General features: G+C 65.1%; 10 protein-coding genes and 2 pseudogenes. 3 read left to right on the top strand and 9 right to left on the bottom strand.

Annotated features, from left to right (window positions below):
- Positions 1-21: 21 nt before the first annotated feature.
- The 5 genes from HD842_RS11015 to HD842_RS10995 form a co-directional block, all read right to left on the bottom strand.
- Positions 22-1,254, bottom strand: coding sequence for an ABC transporter permease (locus HD842_RS11015; RefSeq protein WP_183554337.1), 1,233 nt, complete (start codon positions 1,252-1,254; stop codon positions 22-24).
- Positions 1,255-1,285: 31 nt separating this feature from the next.
- Positions 1,286-2,593, bottom strand: coding sequence for an ABC transporter permease (locus tag HD842_RS11010; RefSeq protein WP_183554335.1), 1,308 nt, complete (start codon positions 2,591-2,593; stop codon positions 1,286-1,288).
- A gap of 9 nt (positions 2,594-2,602) precedes the next feature.
- Positions 2,603-3,316, bottom strand: a complete 714-nt coding sequence (locus tag HD842_RS11005) for an ABC transporter ATP-binding protein (protein WP_183554333.1) — start codon at positions 3,314-3,316, stop codon at positions 2,603-2,605.
- Between the two features lie 16 nt (positions 3,317-3,332).
- Entirely contained in the window at positions 3,333-4,601 is a 1,269-nt protein-coding gene (locus HD842_RS11000) for an efflux RND transporter periplasmic adaptor subunit (protein WP_183554331.1), read from the bottom strand.
- A 145-nt stretch (positions 4,602-4,746) separates the two neighbouring features.
- Positions 4,747-6,525, bottom strand: a complete 1,779-nt coding sequence (locus tag HD842_RS10995; RefSeq protein WP_183554329.1) for a YbhB/YbcL family Raf kinase inhibitor-like protein — start codon at positions 6,523-6,525, stop codon at positions 4,747-4,749.
- Positions 6,526-6,747: 222 nt separating this feature from the next.
- Here HD842_RS10995 and HD842_RS10990 point away from each other — a divergent pair, with 222 nt between their 5' ends.
- Positions 6,748-8,331, top strand: a complete 1,584-nt coding sequence (locus HD842_RS10990) for a MutS-related protein (protein ID WP_229424717.1) — start codon at positions 6,748-6,750, stop codon at positions 8,329-8,331.
- A gap of 288 nt (positions 8,332-8,619) precedes the next feature.
- Positions 8,620-9,012, top strand: a pseudogene (locus HD842_RS10985) (VOC family protein).
- Between the two features lie 153 nt (positions 9,013-9,165).
- Here HD842_RS10985 and HD842_RS10980 read toward each other — a convergent pair.
- Both HD842_RS10980 and HD842_RS10975 read right to left on the bottom strand, forming a co-directional pair.
- Positions 9,166-9,846 (bottom strand): PEP-CTERM sorting domain-containing protein, encoded by a 681-nt coding sequence (locus tag HD842_RS10980; RefSeq protein WP_183554325.1) that lies wholly within the window; start codon positions 9,844-9,846, stop codon positions 9,166-9,168.
- An 18-nt stretch (positions 9,847-9,864) separates the two neighbouring features.
- Entirely contained in the window at positions 9,865-12,042 is a 2,178-nt protein-coding gene (locus HD842_RS10975) for a phosphocholine-specific phospholipase C (protein WP_183554323.1), read from the bottom strand.
- Between the two features lie 808 nt (positions 12,043-12,850).
- Between HD842_RS10975 and HD842_RS24080 the strand changes: the two are divergent.
- A pseudogene (locus HD842_RS24080) lies at positions 12,851-13,000 on the top strand (IS5/IS1182 family transposase); the annotation flags it as partial.
- A 29-nt stretch (positions 13,001-13,029) separates the two neighbouring features.
- On the opposite strand, the gene HD842_RS10970 reads toward HD842_RS24080, so the two are convergent.
- Both HD842_RS10970 and HD842_RS10965 read right to left on the bottom strand, forming a co-directional pair.
- Positions 13,030-14,877, bottom strand: coding sequence for a phytase (locus HD842_RS10970; RefSeq protein ID WP_183554321.1), 1,848 nt, complete (start codon positions 14,875-14,877; stop codon positions 13,030-13,032).
- Entirely contained in the window at positions 14,877-17,378 is a 2,502-nt protein-coding gene (locus tag HD842_RS10965) for a TonB-dependent receptor (protein WP_183554319.1), read from the bottom strand. Before HD842_RS10965 ends, HD842_RS10970 begins: the two co-directional genes overlap by 1 nt.
- Positions 17,379-17,520: the final 142 nt, after the last annotated feature.

The raw sequence follows: 17,520 nt of genomic DNA, 5'->3' as shown, positions 1-17,520 counted from the left end.
GCATAGCACCCGCGCGCGCCCTCACAAGCTGCGGGTGGCCAGCGCCGGCGACGTGCGCGCCGCACGCCAGGCCGGGCCATACGCCGCCAGGATGCCGATCACCCAGAACATCAGGGCGCCGCCGATCAGGTACGCCACCGGCAGGCGCGCCATCTCCAGCTTCGTCACCAGGAGCTGGTTCAGACCAACGCCCAGCAGCACGCCGCCGATCACGCCGACGCTCGTGATCATCACGTTCTCGACGATGAAGTAGCGCAGGATGTCGATCTTGCGCGCACCAAGGGCACGGCGCACACCGATCTGCTTGCGGCGCTGGGTTACCCACAGGCTGGCCATGCCGACGATGCCGCTGCAGGTCACCAGGAGCAGCAGCACGCTGACCGTCACCAGCATCCACGACAGTGCAAGGTCGGCGCGGTAGCGGTTCTTGCGGTCTTCCTGGGTCGTCTTGATGCGCATGATCATCGGCGTGGCCGACGATGCGCGCAAGGCCCGCTCGGCTTCCTGCATCACGCGGTCGCGCTGCCCCGGTTCGCTGCGCATCGCATACATCGCGCCCCCACTGCCATAGTGACGTGCGGGCATGATCATCGAAAATTCGCCGCTTTCGCCCACTTCGGCGTGGGCGCTTATCAGGCGCTCGACCACGCCGATCACCCGGGCGCTTGGCGTGCTGTCGCCGGTACCGAAGTACAGGGACTTGCCCACCGCCGATGCGCCGGGCCACAGCTTGCTGGCCAGGGCGCGCGTCACGATCATCTGCGTTGGCTCCCCGGCGTTGGTCGTTTCGTTCACATCCAGGATGTCCTGGCTGGAAAAATCGCGCCCTTCGATCAGTTGCAGGCCCAGCGTCCTGACCAGCGAATCGCCCGTAAAATAGGTCGATGCGTAGGCGCTTTCGCGCGCCTGGCGCGGATCGGCCGCGATGCTGGACGTGCCGCCGCTGTTCGACATCGGCATCTGCGACACCTGCGCGACCGCCGCCATGCCCGGCACCGCGCGCAGCACCTGGAGCTCGCGCTTGATCGAGGCGAGCATCTGTTCCGGCGTGTCCTGGTTCAGATGACGCAGCGAAAAATAGAAGGTCGCGGCTTCGTCCTGCAGCCCGGATGGCCGCGCCGCCACGGCGCGCCGCTCATTGACGATGTGCAGGGCGTTGGCAAGGATGGCCAGGCTCAGGGCGATCTGCATGGCCACCAGAATGGGGCCGGTCTTGTTGCGCATGAGCGCCGACAGGATGGGGCGAATTTCCATGGTCAGTCTCCCGTGATGGTGTAGTGAGCGTTCATTGCGATTTGAGCTGGATTGCAGGCGTGACCTGGCACGCGCGCCAGGTTGGCAGCAGGCCCGCAATCAGTGCAGCGGCAATCGACAGCACGAAGGTCAGGGCCAGCATTTGCCAGTCCATGCGCGCCACGGCCGCCATGTCCTTACTCTGCATGCCGATCAGGGCCAGCGCGCCGACGGCCAGCCCCAGTCCCAGCACGCCGCCGGCCAGGCCCACCACGCCCGTCTCGATCAGGAACTGGCGAAAGATGTCGCGCTTCGACGCGCCCAGGGCGCGGCGCACGCCCACTTCGGCCGCGCGTGCCGAGAACTTTGCCAGCAGCAGGCCGACCGTGTTGACCAGGCACAGGGCCAAAAAGCCAAAGGCGAGCCAGGCCGACAAGCGGGTGTCGTTGCCCACCACTTTCTGCTTTTCCATCCATGCCATGACGTCGTACAGTTCGACCGGTGCCAGGCGCGGCAGGCGGCCCAGCTTGCGCTGCTCGCTGGCGTAATTTTCGAGCGCGCTCTGAAGATCGGCGCGATCGGCGCCGGAGCGGGTCTCGAACCAGAGCTGGATCCAGGTGCACTCCGAGGCCAGCAGGCTGGCGTAGCCCGGATCGCGGGCCTGGCTGCAATTGACGCTGCCATAAGGTTGCAGCTCCTTGCGCACGGCAGTGGCCAGCGGGATCATGAATTCTTCACCGGTGGCCGGACCGCTTCCAATCAGCTTGTAGTAGCGCGGCATCGGGTTCCAGTCGCCCAGTACGCCCACCACGGTGAACGGTTCGCCGCCCATGCGCAGGCGCTGGCCCACTGGGTTGGCTTCGCCGAACATTTTTTCGGCCACGGTGCGGTTCAGGATCACCACATTGGCGCCGCGCGCTTCGTCTTCTTCACTCCACGGCTGGCCGTACCGGAACGGCACGTCGAACATCGCGAAGAATGCACGCGTCGGCGCCAGGCCATACGCCTGGAACGGCGCGCTGCCGGCGCGTGGCGGCTCGACCGGCATGCCAGTGGCGAACATGGCCACACCACGTTCGGCTGGCGCGATGCGCAGCAAATTCATCGCGTCCTGGTACGTTGACTGCATATCGATCGGCTCCGATCCAGGGACGTAACCGTTGCGCGCGCCGTTGTCGATGAACGGCACGAACAGGCGCTCGCTCTTGGCCGGAATCGGGTCGCCCGACATCACGTGCAGGATGGTCAGCGTGCTCACGCTGGCCGCCACGCCGATCGCCAGTGTCAGCACCATCAGCACGGTGAGATACGGATTGCGGCGCAGGCTGCGCACGCCAAGCATCAGGTAATAGCCGAACATTTCTGCTCCTTATGCCGTGACGTCGGTATGGGCCTGGTGCAGCGATGGCGCGCGCCGCACCAGATCCGACACCTGGCCATCGATGATGTGCACGTTGCGGTGGGTGCGCACTGCCAGCTCCGGGTCGTGGGTCACCATCAGGATCGTGGTGCCGGCCGCGTTGATCTCTTCGAGCAGTTCCATGACGCCGCGCGCCATCTGCGTATCGAGATTGCCGGTCGGTTCATCGGCCAGCAGCAGTTTCGGACTGCCCGCCAGCGCACGCGCGATTGCCACGCGCTGCTGCTGGCCGCCCGAGAGTTCGGCCGGATAGTGCTTCATGCGCGAGGCCAGGCCCACCTTGCCCAGGGCATCCTCGATGCGCTCCTTGCGCTCGCGCGCATTGAAGCCACGGTAGCGCAGCGGCACGTCGACGTTGTCGAACAGGTTCAGGTCGGGGATCAGGTTGAAACCCTGGAAGATGAAGCCGAGCTTTTCGTTGCGCAGGCGCGAGCGCGCCGCGTCGTCCAGGCCCTTGACGTTCACGCCGTCGAGAATGAACTCGCCCGATGTGAATTCTTCGAGCAGGCCGGCGATGTTCAAAAAGCTCGTCTTGCCCGAGCCGGACGGGCCGGTCACGGTGACGAATTCGCCCTGGCTGACGTGGATCGCGAAGCCGCGCAGCGCGTGCGTCTCGATCATGTGGGTGCGGTACACCTTGCTCAGGTTGGTCATGCGCAGCATAGTCTGGCTCCGTGGTTCATTGATTGATTGAGACGCGTGCGGCATTGTCGAAGGCATCGGTGCCCGACACCACCACCTTGTCGCCGGCTTTCAGGCCGTCGATGATTTCAACTGCCGAGATACTGGTGGCGCCGATCCGGATCGGCGTGCGTACGGCCACGCCGTCGTGCATCACGTAGGCGTGGCGTCCGCCCTCGTTTTCGACGAACGGGCCGCGCTGCACCATCAGCACGTCCGGTTTTTCCTCGATCAGCAGGCGCGCGCTGACGCGCTGGCTCTGGCGCAGGCCGGTCGGCTGCGCGCCATCGAAGCGCACCCGCGCCAGCACCTGGCTCTTGACCACCTCGGGCGACAGCGCCGACAGCGTGCCGGTGGCGCGCCCCGACGGCAGGGTGATCTCGGCGCGCATGCCCAGGCCCATGTCGCCGGCGTAGGTTTCGGGCACTTCCAGTTCGACCTCCAGCCGCGACAGGTCCACCAGCGTCATCAACGGCGCGTTGGCGGCGACCACCATCCGGTTCTGTACATTAAGCGTGCCGATGAAGCCATCGACCGGCGCGCGCACGGTCAGTTCGTCGACGCGGCGCTGGGCGTTGGCCATCGACAGGCGCTGGCGTTCGAGTTCATTGGTCTTGGTCTTGATCGCCAGTTCGACGTCGTCGCCTTCGAGCGCGGCGGCCTGCCTGGCGTGGCGAGCGCGGATGCCAGCCGAATTGACCGCATCCTTGGCCTTCTGGTAGTCGATCTTGGCGATGATGCCGATCTGGCCGACGCTGTCGTAGCGCTCCAGCGTGCGCTGGGCCGACAGGCGGTCGATCTCGGCGGTGTCGGCTTCGCGCTGGGCCAGCAGCTTCTGCTTGCGCGACAGGATGTGCTGGCGCGCGACTTCGGCCTTGAGCTGCTCCCAGGTCGACACTTCACGTTTCAGGGCATCGGTCAGGTCGGGCGATTCGAGCAGCGCCAGCACGTCGCCTTTCTTGACCGTGTCGCCAGCGGCGACCTTCAGGTTGACGGTGGCCGGTGCGGTCGCATACAGCGTGGGACTGACGGCAGCGACGACGCGGCCATTGACGGCGGCGTCGCGCACCAGCGTGCCGCGCGCCACCTCGGCGATGCGGATGCGGCTGGCCGAGACGCTATGTTCGCTGTTGTTCCAAGCAGCGTACAGCGTGGCGCTGACGGCGACCAGCGCAGCAGCCGCGCCGATCATCAAGGCGCGGCGCTTGAATCGTTGCGCCGGGGGCGGCGTCAGGGTGGTGTCCTGCCGGGATGGTTCGGGGATCATGGTGGTCCAGTAACGACGGTGTAATGGTCGTTATTGCACGATCCGTGCCAGGCGTTAAGTCATTGATTGGTATGGCGGACAGTCGCGGGCACCGCTGTCCGCGGTGTCCGTTCGGGCGGCCGCGGACACGGCCGCCGGTCAGGGTTTACTTCTGTGGCTTCTGCTTCTGCGCGTACTTGCCGACGACTTCGCCCTTGGCCAGTACATGGCCCTTCATCGCGGCGAGCACCTGATCGCGGTCGGCGCCGAATGGCACGTCCAGCATCGTGTCGAGCGCCATCACCTGGAAGTGGTAGCGGTGCGCGGCTTCACCCGGTGGCGGCTTCGGCCCGTAGTAGCCCGGCGAACCGCGCGTCGTCAGGCCCTGCAGCACGCCATCCGGATCCGACAGGCGGGCTTGCTCCTGCACGCCTTCCGGCACGCTCGTGACATTGGCCGGGATATTCCACATCACCCAGTGCACGAAGGGCAGGGCCGGTTTGGCGTCCGGGTCTTCCGCGATGATGACGTACGACTTCGCACCGGCCACCGCTTTCCACGACAGCGCCGGCGAGACGCCATCGGCGTACTCGGTATAGCGCTCGTTCATCATGCCGTTGGCCGCAAAGCTTGGCGACGAGACGGTCATTTGCCCCTTGGCCTCGGTCTCGGGGCGCTTGAGCGCTAGCGGCACATTGGTGCCTTTGCTGGTTTGCTGTTCGAGCGGGCCTGCTGGCGCCTTCGGCGGCGTGGCCGCCGTCGCCTTGCCGCCGGTGTAGGCGACCCGATAGATCACGCCGTTGGCATCGTCCGCCATCAAGAGCGAACCGTCCTTCGCCATCGCCAGTCCGACCGGGCGCGCGATGTGGGTCTTGCCGCCATCGGTCAGGAAGCCCGTGACGAACGGCTCGACCTTCGTCGGCTGGCCGTTCTGATAGCGCACGCGCACGATCTCGTAGCCCGATGCCGGCACCCGGTTCCACGAGCCGCGCATCGTGACGAAGGCGTCGCCCTGGTACTCGGCCGGGAACGCGCTGCCGGCGCCGAACACCCATTGCATCGGCGCTGCGTGCGCCGTGTAGCCGAGCACCATCGGCGTGCTGCGTGCTTTCCACTGCTCCTTGGTGATCTCGCCCACGGGCGTGCTTTGCGGGTAGATCTCATTGGCGCCATACACGTGCGGCCAGCCATACTGTTTACCCAGTTCGATCTTGTTGATCTCCTCGGCCTGCACATCGTCGCCCAGGAAGTCGATGCCATGGTCGAAGCCCCACAGCTCGCCCGTCGTCGGATGCCAGGCGTAGCCGATCAGGTTGCGCAGGCCGCTGGCAAAGATGGTGCGCTGCTTGCCGTCCGGCGAAATGCGCAGCAGCGTGGCGTTTTCGGGATTGCTCTCGTTGCAGGTATTGCAGGTGCTGCCCACGCTCAGGTACAGCATGCCGTCAGGGCCGAACGCCATCGTACGGTTCGGGTGCTGGCCCGAGTCGGGCAGGTCGCCGATCAGCATCTTCAGTTCGCCCAGGCGGCCATCCTTCTGGATGTCGGCCACGAACAGCTCCTTGACCGTCACCAGATACAGCTTGTTGTCGCGGATCGCCAGGCCATGCGCGCCGGCGCGGTTGGCCACCGTGATCGGTTCGCCGTCGGCGCGGCCGTCGTTGTTGGTGTCGCGCAGCAGCAGCACGTCGCCCTGGTCACGGCGGCTCACATAAATGTCGCCGCTGGGCGCGACAGCAATGATGCGGGCGTTTTTCAGGCCGGTTGCAAACGCGCTCACCGTGAAGCCGGGCGGCGCCTTGAGTGCACGGATCCGCTCGGGCGTCGCTTCGACCTTGTTGGGCTTCCAGACGTTGATCTTGGTGGAGAACTGCGTGCCATCGCCCTGCTGGGCGGTGGCGGAGCCGAACACGAGGCATAGTGCGGCGGCGAGCGAAGCGCGTTTCATGGAGGGCCTGCCTTTCATGGACATTGTTATAAAGATGGTCAAGAAGGCATCGTGCCAGTGTTTAGCGCCTCGGTATGTTGGGAAACGAACATTGTTTGTAGGAGCGTTCATTATGCAAAAAAGATAATTTCGCCATTGGAACGTTTTCCTTCTTGCAAGTTCGCCATGTCGTCTGCACATGCACCTTGCAACCGGCGCCGCCGGCTCTTTTCAGGACTGACCTTGTCGTCGTTCGACCACCTGCAGCATCTCTGGCGTTCCGCCATCGCCACACTGGCGCCATCGACCGCGCCGCCTCCGAACCACTTCTTCACGCCCCAGGATATCGGGCGTCTGCACGATCAGGATGGTGCCAACTGTGCCAGCATCGATGCCCAGACCTGGGACGATCTGCTGCTGCCATCGTTCGAGGACAAGCTGGCGCCCGATGCCAGCATCTTTGGCCGGCAGGTACTGCACCGGCGCCTGCGCGCGGGCGTGGACGATGCCGCCTGCAGCGCCCAGCGCACGCGCCTGCAAGGCCTGATCGCCGACCCCGCGCACCTGGCCGCGCTGCACGCGCAACTGCGGATGCTGCGCCATGCGGATGTCGACGTCACCGCGCTGTTGTTCAGCGAGACGCCGCCCGTGACGCCGTGGTGGTCAAGCTGGTTGTGGCTGTTACCGGTGCTGCTGCTGGTGTCGGTCGCCGCGCTGGTGACATTGCCGCTGGGCTGGATGCTGACGCTGGCTGCGCTCGCGCCGCTGATGGCGCTGCAGATCCGCTATCACCAAGAGATCGAGGGCTGGACCGCGACCATCCGCTCGCTGGGCGCGCTGCTTGCCACCGTTGGCCTGCTCGGCAAGGGCGGTGGGGCGTTGACCGAACCGTTCGTGGCGGCGCGCGCGGCCGCGGCTCGTCTGCATGTGCGCCTCGACCGGCCATTCGCGCTGCGCATGATCCCGGGCGGCAGGCAGTATGCCGACTGGTTCGCAGCCGGGAATATCGCGCATTACTTCAGGACGGCGCGCATCGTGTTCGGGCAGCGCGCTTTTCTGCGCGAGTGCTATCTGGCGTGCGCCAACCTCGAAGCCGACGTGGCACTGGCGCGGCACCTGAGCGCGATGCCGCGCTGGTGCTGGGCCGAACGTGGCGGGGCGCGTGAACTGCTGCTGGAGGATGGCGTGCATCCGTTGATGGCGCAGCCGACGCCGCTGTCATTGTCGCTGCAGGAGCGCGGCGCGTTCGTCTCGGGCCAGAACGCGTCGGGCAAGAGCACGTTCCTGCGCATGGTGGGCCTGAACCTGCTTGCGGCGCGCGCGTTCGGCTTTTGCTACGCCACGCGGGCGCGCCTGCCGGCGGTGCCGGTGCGCGCCAGCATGCAGAACGAGGATTCGCTGCTCGGCGGCGAGAGCCTGTACATGGCGGAATTGCGGCGCGCCCGCGAACTGCTCGAGGCAGCCGGCCAGCCGGCGGGTGTGTGCCTGATCGACGAGGTGTTTCGCGGCACAAACCATCTCGAGTCGGTGTCTGCTGCCGCTGCGGTGCTCGAGCAGTTGTCGAGGCACGACCTGGTGTTGGTGTCGTCGCACAATCTGGTGCTCGCGCCGCTGCTGCAGGCGGGATTCGACGCGATCTGCATCGATACGACCAGCGGCCGGCCGGTGCTGCAGAAAGGCGTGCTGCGTAATCCGAACGGGATTGCGCTGCTGGCCAGGGAGGGTTTTGGCCCGCAAATCGAGGGCAGGGCGGCGGAAGTGGCGCGCTGGTTGAGTGGCCACTTGCTGGAGCCGGTCACTGGCGCGCCGACGGCGCAGCAGGCCTGACAGGTTAGAACGCATGACAAAATCTGTTACTTCGTCTGGCGGCAACATGTTTGTACACTAAGCCATACTGACCGGCCGCTTGCCAAAAGCAGACCTTGGGACACGCTCAAATCATGCATTCCAAACCGAGGATGACATGGTGCACTTAGGTCGTCCGGTACTTTGGTTTTGTTGGGCAGTCATACCGTGAGCTTATCCCGCTACCATGCTGCACCGCCAAACGGGCACGATTCGTGCAACCAAGCCGCTACCGCGCTACCATACCGCCGTTATAAATCAGGAGGCAATATGCTCAATCACATCATGGTCGGCACCAATGACATCGACCGCTCCAAACAATTTTACGATGCCGTCCTTGGCCTCCTCGGCGCCAGCGAACCCATCCGCAACGTGGCTGCATCGGGCCATACGCGCCTGTTCTACACCCATAACGGCAGCAGCTTCTGCGTCAGCGAGCCAATCAACGATGAACCGGCGACTGTGGCCAACGGCGCGACTGTCGGCTTCAAGTGCAGCTCGCCGGAGCAGGTGCAAGCTTTCCACGACGTGGCAGTCGCCCATGGCGGCTAATCGATCGAACAGCCGCCAGGCGTGCGCGACACGCCGGCCGGCGGCGTCTGCCTTGCATACGTACGCGACCCGGACGGCAACAAGCTCTGCGCGCTGCACCGGATGCCGTAACGGTTACAGCAGGCCCATCTTGAAACGCTTCGTGTGCGGCGCCCAGTTACCTTGGTAGTTTTCCAACACCAGTACCCGCTGTCGAGCAGCGCGCAGCGTCCGCTTTGGGTCGATTCCAGCCTGCCCCTGCATTACGAATCTGCATGGCCCCGATTACGCCTTGCTGGCCGGGTTCCTGTGGCGGCGTGACCACCCCAGCATGCCGGCGCCAAGCAGGAAGATCGACGCCATGGCCGGTTCCGGCACCTCGTTAACGGGCTCCAGCAGGACGAATGACAGATTATCGGCATAGCCATCGTTGTCGCCCGAGACGAGGCGCTCCATTGATAGCCAGAAGGACAGCTTGCGGGTTCCGGTAGGCATGAATCCCGCTGCCTCGCGATAGTACAGGCCGGTCTGGTTGCCGCGATCCGCCGGGGTGACGGGACCGATCGCGGAGCTGCCTATCTCGTTGTCGAGGTCATCAAGAAACTGCACGTAGAACAAGGCGTTATCGTCCTGGTCGGCCCAACCGCCAAGCCAGCCGCTCAGGGAATACGAGATCTTCGTGGTCGTCGACACGCTCAAGTCGAGTGTCTGGAAGCCGACGGCATACTGTCCCAGCCCGGCAAACATGTTGCTGCCGCGATCGGCCGGGCCAGGCTGACTGGGCAGCACCCAGTTGCTGCCATAGTTCACCGACTGGACCATGTTGTAGTCCGGGTAGCCCGTCCAGCCGTTCATGCCCGCTTCGGCATCGCCATTGACAATGAGGTTCTGACGGTAGATGGCTGCGGCCTGGCCGCTGCAAGCCACGGCGAACAAAGCCGCGGCAACAAGAAATCGAGACTTCATAAAAGCTCCTTGTAAAGATCAAACGACGCGGTACTGGTCGAGTTGGGCGGCCCCGCGCATTGCCGGGTCGCTGATTGACGGCGAGCCGTTTTCCAGATGGCCGGCAAAGCGGCGCAGCCAGCCTGGCAGGCCGTTCACGCGCAAGCTGTAGTCGTACCAGTTGGAGCTCGATGCCAGCGGCAACCGGATCGTGCTCGTCGAGCGTGCGACGACTCGCATTTCCATTGGCTTGTTTGCGTAGTACTTGTTGGCGGCGAGCTGGAAGGTGCAGGGCTGCGCGCCGTTGTTAACCAGATCGATTACCAGTTCGCCAGCCCTGCGGTCGGCGCGCATACGCATTTCCGGCCATCCTGCGGTGACTGCGCCGCGCACATCCCCGACGATGTGGCGGTGGAAGCCGTTCGGTCCCAATATCCACAGGTCGTAACCGGTCGCGGTGTTCCAGCGGCCTTGCAGCTGTTTCCCAGGTTCGACGGTATAGCGACGCGGGATCTGGTCTAGCGCGAGACGGTCGTACACATGGAACACCGCTCCGGCTTCGCCGAGGTTTTCGAAGTCGAGCACTACCTGGCCGCCCCCGGCCGGCACCTGGGCCTGTACCTGGAGCTCGTAGGGCAGGGCGCGTGCCGGCCGCACACCGGCTGCCTGGACGGGCGCTGCCAGCGTGGCCGGCGTCGTGGGCACCTTGGTGTTCGGCAGGCCCATCGCCATTGCGCGCCTCGACGCCGTTTCTGGCAGCAGCTGCGCGAAGCCGTTGTCGTTCGGGTTGGTGAAGTCGAAGCAGGACAGCAGGTTGCCGCTCACCGCGCGACGCCATGCGCTGATGAGCGGTTCGCGCACGCCGAAACGCGCCTCGATAAAGCGCAACACCGAGGTGTGGTCGAAGACCTGCGAGTTCACCCAGCCGCCCTTGGTCCAGGGCGAGATGACGTACATCGGCACGCGCGGCCCGAGCCCGTAGGGGCGGTGGTGCGTGCGTGCGTCGGCGCCGTTAAGCACATGATGGTATTCGCCGGTCGTATCGACCGTCGACGCGCCCGCGAGCTGGGACTGTGCAGAGTTGGCGCCGTTATCCGTGTAAGCCGGGACCGACGGCGGCGGCATGTGGTCGAAGAAGCCGTCGTTCTCGTCGAAGTTGATAATCAGGACCGTCTTGCTCCAGCTGTCGGGATTGGCCGTCAGGGCGTCGAGCACGCGCGCGATGTAGTCAGCGCCCGAAGCGGGGCTCGAGGGACCCGGGTGTTCGGAGCCTTCGGCTGTGGCCACGACCCAGCTGACCTGCGGCAGTCGGTTGGCCAGCACGTCGGCTTTGAGCAGGTCGAGGTCGCGTGTGCTAGTGCCTCGGTCGCGCAGCGCTTGCGAATAGCCGGGCCTGCGATACCACGCGTTGCGGAAGGAGCGAAATCCTGCCAGCGAGTTATCGGTGAAGTTGTCCGCCATGTTTTGATAGACCTGCCAGCTGATGCCGGCCGCTTGCAAGCGCTCAGGATAGGTAGTCCACAGGTAGTCGGTGGACGTATCCGGATTGAAGTCGTCGCGGCTGTTGTCGGTCGAGGGGCCGCCTGCCACCGCAAGGGGATCGTTGTGGCCGCTGAACAGGAACAGGCGGTTCGTGTTGGTGCCGGTTTGCGTCGCGCAGTGGTAGTGGTCGCAAATCGTGAAGGCACGCGCGAGCGCGAACTGGAAAGGGATATCGGCCTCGGCGTAGTAGCCCATCGAGTGGTTCTGCTTGACCGTGCACCAGTCGTTCATTCGTCCGTTGTCCCACGCCAGTTGTGCATCCAGCCAGGCGTGCGGTGTCCCGGCCACGCGCATCACCGGGAAGTCCTGCACTGTGTTGAGCCGGAACGGCGCGATGGCGCGGCCCTGGGGCCAGTTCGGCCGGCCCGGCACCGGCGCGCCTCCAACCGAGCGCTGCACGAAGACCGACTTGCGATTGAAGAGGTTCTGGCGGTCCATTACCGGGATCGGAAAGGGATCACCGAATCCGCGCACCCCTTCCAGAGTGCCAAAGTAGTGGTCGAAACTGCGGTTTTCCTGCGTCAGCACGACGATATGCTCGACGTCCTGCAGGCTACGGGTGCGCTGATTGGCGGGGAGGGCCAGGGCTTTCTGTATGGATGGCGGAAAGGTCGCAAGGACGGCGCTAGCGCCACTGGTCTTGCCCAGTGTGCGGAGAAAGTCGCGACGGCTCATGCGTGCGCCTTTGTGCATGCGAACGCGGAATCGAAAATTTGCATTTGATTGATCCAGGTCGGTTGTCAGGGAAACACGAAAACTGCAGCCTTGCGAGGATCAGCTTAGGGATGAAAGATGAACAGTTGATGACGAGTCAAGATAAAGTTCGTAGGTTGCTTGTTTCCGCAGCAATGCAGGACAAGCACAGTACGGCGTGCGGAGCCGCTCTCAAGCGCTCAACATTACTGAGAAAGATGACGCCGAAGTCGCTCAGGTCTACGGGATCGAAGCGCTTTACCGAGCCATTGCAAAGCGATAACAGTCAATGAGGTTGGCTTAGTGATCGAATTGTTCGGCCGTGATGACTGCTATGATTTTGCCGCGTCGTTTATGCATCTGATCAAGGCCATACCTGGTTCGCTGCTCACAGACTGCCTGGAGCAACTGAACGACGAGTGGAAGATCGGGCAGCGGAACCGTGCAATAAGAGACAGTCGCGGCTTTCGGATCTGTGACCCACAACGGCCAAAACCGGACAGTCCCTCATTATCCCGAACCCTACGATGAACGTAAATTTGCTTGCCGACATGAACTGGGAATCAAAGCTCAACCATGCGATGCGGGTTGTAGATTTCAACGAGCTAATCGATGCCGATTACGGCCCCGGCTTATCCGAACTTGTGCTTGTAACCATTTGCCGCGACCCAGTCCATGAGACAGCTGCCGGTCGACAGTGTGTGACTTTCCCAGCTCGGCAAGCTGCAAAGCTGACGCCATCGGAACATTGCAGCTCGAATCGCGCCATGACGTAGCGGCGCACGAACGGCTAGGCCGATGGCGGCGGGTCGTCGAACGTACCTTGGGTTGGCTACACCGCTTTCGCAGACGGCGCATACGACATGAGCGACGAGCAGGCAGCCACCAGGCGTTCCTTTCGCGTGCCTGCTCGCGCATCTGTTGGCGGCATGTCGAACGGGTTTGTCAGGCCCTTTTGGTCGAGCTGCATCAGTCGAGCTGCAAAGCCCTGGCAATATCGTCCCACGCCACTGCCTTGTAGTTCTGTGCCCCGTCCGGCATGCGCTTGTAGCCGTCGTGCACCACCAGCACGCCGCGCGCGAACGGGCCGCCAAGATTCGCCGATGTCACGTCGAGTCCATCGGTCTCGGATGCGCCGTCGATGCCGTTGACCGCATCGAGCCCCACCCGGAACGCGCCGCGCACGGCAAACGGCGCCGCCGCATCGAACACCACGTAGCTGTTATTCCCCTGGCTCGACACCACCAGATAGCTGCGTTTAGCGCCGTGGTAGATGCCCATGCCTTCGACATCGTCGTGCAGCCATTCGCCGACCGGCATGATCATCTTCAGCGTCGCCGGCTGGTCGGCCCGTGCCGATGTCACCCACAGGCCACGGTCTTCTTCGCCCACGAACAGCAGGCCGCTGCGGTCGTCGGCCACGCAACCTTCCGGCTGCGATGCGAGCTTGAACGTGCGCGCCAGCCGCGCACCAAACTGGCCGCCACTGCGCGTGATCTGGTAATGCTCGTAGCGGCCATCCTTGTCGTTGACGAATGCATCGAGGCCACCTTCGGGCGTGCGCAACAGGCAGGTGCCGTAGATGTCGCCCAGGCCCGTGGGCAGGCGCGCCGCTTCGCGCAGTTCGCCCTGTGCATCGATCGCAAACAGCACCATCGCCTGCTCGTCGCGCTGGGTGGCCACCGCCAGGTCGAAGCGCTCGCTGCCAAAGCGCACGTCCTGGCGCAGGTCGACGTTGTTCAGGCGACCGGCAGCGAGCAGTTGCGTCTGGCGACCCTGCAGGTCGTACACCAGCATGCCCTGCTTCTTGTTGGTGCCCAGGATGCGCGATTTGGCAGGATCGGTCGGATGAACCCAGATCGCCGGATCGTCGGCCGCGTCGCCCAGTTGCGCGACGGGTTCGGTCTGCATGCGCGGCAGCACGATCGGCAGGCGTTTGGGCGGCGCGCTGCCGGCTTTCCAGCTCAGCGCCGGGGCTTGCCAGCCTTGCTTCGTGCGCACGGCCAGCTTGTCGGACGCCGGTGCAAGCGCCACCAGTTGCTGCGCGCCGAGCGGGCGGGCCGGCAGCGCGTGCCAGCGCTTGCCGTCACGTTTCCAGGTCAGCAGGGCGCCCTTGTCATCGATCGCGGCCACGCCGCCCGGCAGCACCGCCAGCGCCGTCAGTTCACCCGTCAAGCGACCGTGCGGCGCCTGCAGCGCCACTGGGGCGCGGGCTGGCGGGCCTTCGGCATCGGCGCCATACGCCCACAGGCCCATGCCTTCCTCGGCCGCGAACAGCGTCCCATGCGCATCGTCGACGCGGCATGTCTCTACGCCGGACGGCAGCGCCAGGCGGCGCACCAGGCGGTGTTCGCTACCGCCGCTACCCAGCAGCCATTGCTGCGCCTGGCCATCTTTCGCGACCAGGAACACGTAGTCGAGCTGCTGCGCATCGCGGTACAGGCAGGCCGCCTCGATGCCGAAGCCCGTGTCCGGGAGCACGGGCAGTGCGCGCAGCGTGCCGGCCTTGATGTCGATCTGCACCGGCAGCGCGCGTTCGGCGTTGGCGTCGATGACGATGGCCAGCGCGCCGCCGTCCAGCGGGCGCAGGTCGAGTCGTTCACCACGCAATGGCAGGCTGGCGCGTTCGCGGCCATCGGCGCCGACCAGGCGCAGCGCGCGCTTGTCGAGGGCCAGCCAGCCCCCGCCAGGCAGCGCGGCCAGTTCTTCGGCGTCGTTCAGGGTGGCCGGCACCGTTGGTGCAGCGCCCCATGCCGGCGCGGCCAGGGAGCAGGCAAGCAGGACGGCGTTCAGGATCGGAGAAACGGTCTTGTTCATCAGAAGATGCTCGCTTTCAGGCCGATCTTGTAGGTGCGGCCGTATTGTTCGTGCTGCGCATTGCGCGACTTGTCGCCCAGGTACACATAGTAATGTTCGTTATTCAGGTTGCTGGCGTCGAACGTGACCTGCCAGCGCTTGTCCAGTTTCCACGACATCGACAGGTCCAGCTGCTTCTGGGTGTCGACGAAGCGGTCCTGTGTCGCATCCAGCGTATCCTCGCCCAGCTCCAGCAGATACGGCGACTTGTAGTTCATCGCCAGGCGCGCGCTGAACGGGCCGGCTTCGTAGCCGAGCATCACGTTGCCGACGCGGTTCGACTGGCCCGGCATGCGGATCGTGCGTGCGGCGCGGCCACCGTCGCCATCTGCGCTGTCGATGGTGGCGCGCGAATTGGTGATGCTGCCGTTGATGCCGACCAGCAGACCGTTGAACGGCGCCGGCAGCATGCGCAGCGGCTGCTGCCAGGCCAGTTCGATGCCGCGTACGCGCGCCTTGTCGCCATTCTTGTACGAGATCGCGCTCGCGTAGTCAGCCCAATCTCCGCTGCCCGCCAGGTCGGTGGTGTAGGTGAAGTCGCGGATGGCCTTGGTGAAGACGTAGGCCGAGACCACGCCATCGCCGCCGATCACGCGCTCGATGCCCAGGTCCAGGTTGTGCGAGAGCAGCGGCGCCAGATCAGGGTTGCCGATGGTCGCTTCGTCGTCGCCGTCCAGGCTCACGCCCGGCGCCAGCTGGGCGAAGTTGGCGCGCACGACCGAGTTGCTCCACGCGGCGCGCACGCTGGTGGCCTGGTCGACGTCAAAGCGCAGGTGCACGCCCGGCAGCCAGTTGGTGTACGAGCGGCTGGCGGAGCGTGGTGTGATGTCGTCGTCGGTCACTTGCGAGCCGTCGGCCGTAAAGCGCGTGCGCTCGGCCCGTACGCCGGCCAGCAGCGACCAGGCGCCGCGGCGCAGGCTCGTTTGCAGGTACGCAGCGTCGATGTCTTCCTGCAGCCTGAAGTCGTCCAGCGCCGAATCGACGGCCACGCGGGCCGGGTCGCGTGCCAGGCCGGCCAGGCGCGCACGCACCAAAGCCGGATCGATCGCATAACCAAGATTGCCGAACGGGTAGTTCAGGCGCGTGCCATTCACGAACGCGCTCATCGAGTTCGGGCCGGCGCCGAAGTAATCGTCGTCGGTCGGGTCGTCGCTGCCGTATTCCCAGGCCTCGGTGTCGGTCTTCTTGTCGCGGCGCGTGGTCTTGGCGCCGAACTTGACGGCGCCGTTCCAGTCGCCGGCGTCGAAGTCGCGCTGCAGGTCCAAGCGCAGCTGGCGGGTCGTGTCTTTGGCGGAGGCGCGTTCGAGTGCGAACGAATCGAGTTCATAGTTGGCGGCATCGGCCACGCCGGCGGGCGCGATCAGGTGCGGCGTGCGGGGATTGGTAAAGCCGATGCCATCGAAGCTCTCGAGATTGGTGAAGCGCGCATCGGCAATTGCGTCCGGCGTCTTGTCGGTGGCGCTGCTGGCCGCCGCTTCGGCATGCAGCTTCCAGTACTGGCCCATGCGGCGATCAAGCGATCCCGTGAGCGAGCGGATCTCTTGCGTGTACTTGCGCTGGCGCAGGCGGCGCTCGACGGCGGCGGTGTCCGTTTCACCTTCGAGCACGCCGTCTTCATTGCCTTCGAAGTCGCCGATCGTCATGCGGTCGCGCGATTCTTCGTCCGAGAAGCGGCTGATGAAGCCACGCAGCGCGTAGCTCGTCGCGGCATCCGGGCGGTAATCGAGATTGATCGCGCCGGCGCGGCGTTCGCGCGTGGGCAGGTAGTCGCGCAGCTCGAAGCCGGCGAGGCGCTTGCCGTTCCAGTCGCCGCCCGTTTCCACGTTGTCTGACCCGAACTTGCGCTTTTCGCCCGAGATGCCGGCGGCCACGCCCAGTTTGCCGTCCATGAAGCGCTGGGCCCACAGCAGGTTGGCGCTCGGGCTGTTCTGGCTCGTGTTGGTGTCATGGCCGACCGCCGCGCCGACGTTCAGCAATTTGCCAGGCAGGTCGAAGGCCGACAAGGTCTTGACCTCGACACTGCCGCCCAGCGAATTGGCATCCTGGTCCGGCGTGGCCGACTTGGTCACTTCGAGCGAGCGGATCATCCCGGCTGGGAGCACGTCCAGCGCCACCGCGCGGCGCGTCGCTTCCGGCGACGGCACCAGCGCGCCGTTGATGGTCACGCTGTTGTAGTCCGCATCCAGGCCGCGCACCACGACGTAGCGGCCTTCGCCCTGGTCGCGCTGGACCGAGACGCCTGGCATGCGCGCCAGCGCTTCGGCCGCGTTCTTGTCCGGCAGGTGGCCGATGTCGTCGCTGCTGACGACACTGACGATATTGTCGGCCTGCTCCTGGGCGGCGATGGCGCGCGCCAGGCTGGCGCGCTGGCCGGTGACGATCACGCTGGCCGGTTCGGCGGCATGTACGCCAGCGGCGGCCAGCAGGCCGGCGGTAAGAGCGGGGAGGGCAAAGTGGCGCATGGGGGAGAATCCAATGGTTGGGATGCGGCGGATTCTGGTGCCTGAATGTGACCTATCGGTGACCACGATCGGTCGCCATCCGGTATCTGGCACGGTGCACGGTGTACCTGAGCCGAATTGACCCCGCAGGTTCTGCCCACAC

Origin of the sequence: Massilia aurea, assembly GCF_014200505.1 — a bacterium.
In the GTDB taxonomy this organism is placed as follows: domain Bacteria; phylum Pseudomonadota; class Gammaproteobacteria; order Burkholderiales; family Burkholderiaceae_D; genus Telluria; species Telluria aurea_B.
The sequence above is the reverse complement of the archived record's forward strand: the minus strand, read 5'-3'. Positions and strand labels throughout refer to the sequence as shown.